The sequence below is a fragment of the Streptomyces alkaliterrae genome (assembly GCF_007097205.2).
Classification (GTDB): domain Bacteria; phylum Actinomycetota; class Actinomycetes; order Streptomycetales; family Streptomycetaceae; genus Streptomyces; species Streptomyces alkaliterrae.
This window is the reverse complement of record NZ_VJYK02000575.1, coordinates 1-1475: the sequence shown is the minus strand read 5'-3', so window position 1 is coordinate 1475 and position 1475 is coordinate 1. Positions and strand designations below refer to the sequence as shown.

2 protein-coding genes and 1 pseudogene are annotated in these 1475 nt (G+C 72.6%); 1 reads left to right on the top strand and 2 read right to left on the bottom strand.

All coding sequences use genetic code 11. The features are described 5' to 3' along the window. A pseudogene (locus tag FNX44_RS29330) lies at positions 1–413 on the top strand (ComEC/Rec2 family competence protein); the annotation flags it as partial. Between the two features lie 80 nt (positions 414–493). On the opposite strand, the gene FNX44_RS26860 reads toward FNX44_RS29330, so the two are convergent. Next, the gene (locus tag FNX44_RS26860) at positions 494–955 is read right to left on the bottom strand and encodes a pyridoxamine 5'-phosphate oxidase family protein (protein ID WP_143651563.1); all 462 of its coding nucleotides are present in this window, start codon (positions 953–955) and stop codon (positions 494–496) included. Between the two features lie 113 nt (positions 956–1068). Then, complete coding sequence (locus FNX44_RS26855) at positions 1069–1338, bottom strand: hypothetical protein (RefSeq protein ID WP_143651564.1); 270 nt, start codon at positions 1336–1338, stop codon at positions 1069–1071. Positions 1339–1475 lie beyond the last annotated feature (137 nt).

The following is a 1475-nucleotide window of genomic DNA, read 5'->3' as shown; positions in this document are numbered from 1 at the left end:
GGCGACGGCTGGGGGAGGGGCTCGAATGGGAGGTGCTGTGGCCGCCGCCCCACCCGGCCGGGCTCGGCGCCAACGACGCGAGCGTCACGCTGCTGGTCCGCAGCGGCGGCCTGACGATGCTGCTGCCCGGCGATCTCGAACCGCCCGCCCAACGACGCCTGTTGGCAGAGCGTCCGGAGCTTGAGGACGTGGACGTCCTCAAGGTCGCCCATCACGGCTCGGCGTACCAGCACCCGCCGCTGCTGGCCCGCCTCAGACCCCGGCTCGCCGTGGTCTCGGCCGGTGCGGACAACGGCTACGGACACCCCGCGCCCACCACTCTGGCACTCCTGCGGGCCCACGGCGCCGGAGTCGTACGCACCGACACCGACGGGGCGGTCGCGGTGAGCCGGGCGGAGGGAGCCGAGCTCCGGGTGACAAATGCGGCTTCGCCTCGCCCGACCGGCTCTGCCGGCGGCTCGGTCAGCGCCGGTGGAGGCGGTCCCATGGGGCCTCAGACCCGCCACACACCGTCGCGCATGAGGACGCTGCCCTTCAACTCGTTCTCCTCCCGCCAGGCGCGCAGCATACGGGGGAGGAACCGCAGGAAGACGTATTCCTCGTCACCGCGCGGATCCCAGCGGACCTTCGCCGCGAACGCGGCGCCCGCTTGGGGAGTGAGGCCGTCGGGCGCAAGCTGTTCGGCCTCCGCCTCGATGAGCACGACGTCCCGCGTGTGCCCGAGCGCGATGGTGGACCGGGAACCGGCGCGGATGTTCCGTGCCGTGCCGGAGATGTGTCTGGTGCACATGATCAGTCGGCCGTCGTGGAAGACAAAACTGAGAGGCACCATGTACTGCTCGCCGCCGGGGGAGGCCGTGGCTACCCAGGCGTCGACGTCCTCCTCCAGCCTGGTGAGGACATCCGTTCTGCGCTGCTCGCCCGTCCGTGGCGGGCGGTGTTCCCTGGTCGTCATGGTCGGGACGCTAGCCAACGGGCGGGTGACGGCGCATCGGACCACAGCCGTAGATCGGCAGGCCCGGGTCGGCCGAGGCCACGTTCAGCGTGGACGGGGCGGTGGAGGCGGGGTCAGTCGCGTTCGAGCCAGCCTTCGTGGCGGGTGGCCAGCTCGTCCAGGGCGGCCGGTGAGCAGACAGCCTCCGGGTCCTCCAGCACCACGAGCCACTGCGCGTCCTCCGCGTCGTCCTCTCCGGCGAGTGCGTCCCGGACCAGCCGGGGTTCCTCGGGGAGGGGGAGGCTGTCGGCCAGTTCCTCGGCCACCTCCTCGGCGCTGTCCCGGTCGGGCAGCACCAGCACGTGCCGTACGGGTGGCGCGTCCTGCGCGGCACTCGGTTCCATCGTGTGCTCTCCGCGGTCCTCGAAGCGGTCTCCGGTCTCCTCCACGGGGACATTGTCCGACAGCGGTGACTTCCGCCGACGTCGGGCACCCGGTCGGGTGCGCCGTGGGGCCGGACCCGGCGTCGGGGCGGGGGCGG

Bases quoted from the DNA above. Each gene is read 5' to 3' on its own strand.
- FNX44_RS26855 (WP_143651564.1), bottom strand. From the start codon at position 1,338: ATGGAACCGAGTGCCGCGCAGGACGCGCCACCCGTACGGCACGTGCTG.
- FNX44_RS26860 (WP_143651563.1), bottom strand. From the start codon at position 955: ATGACGACCAGGGAACACCGCCCGCCACGGACGGGCGAGCAGCGCAGA.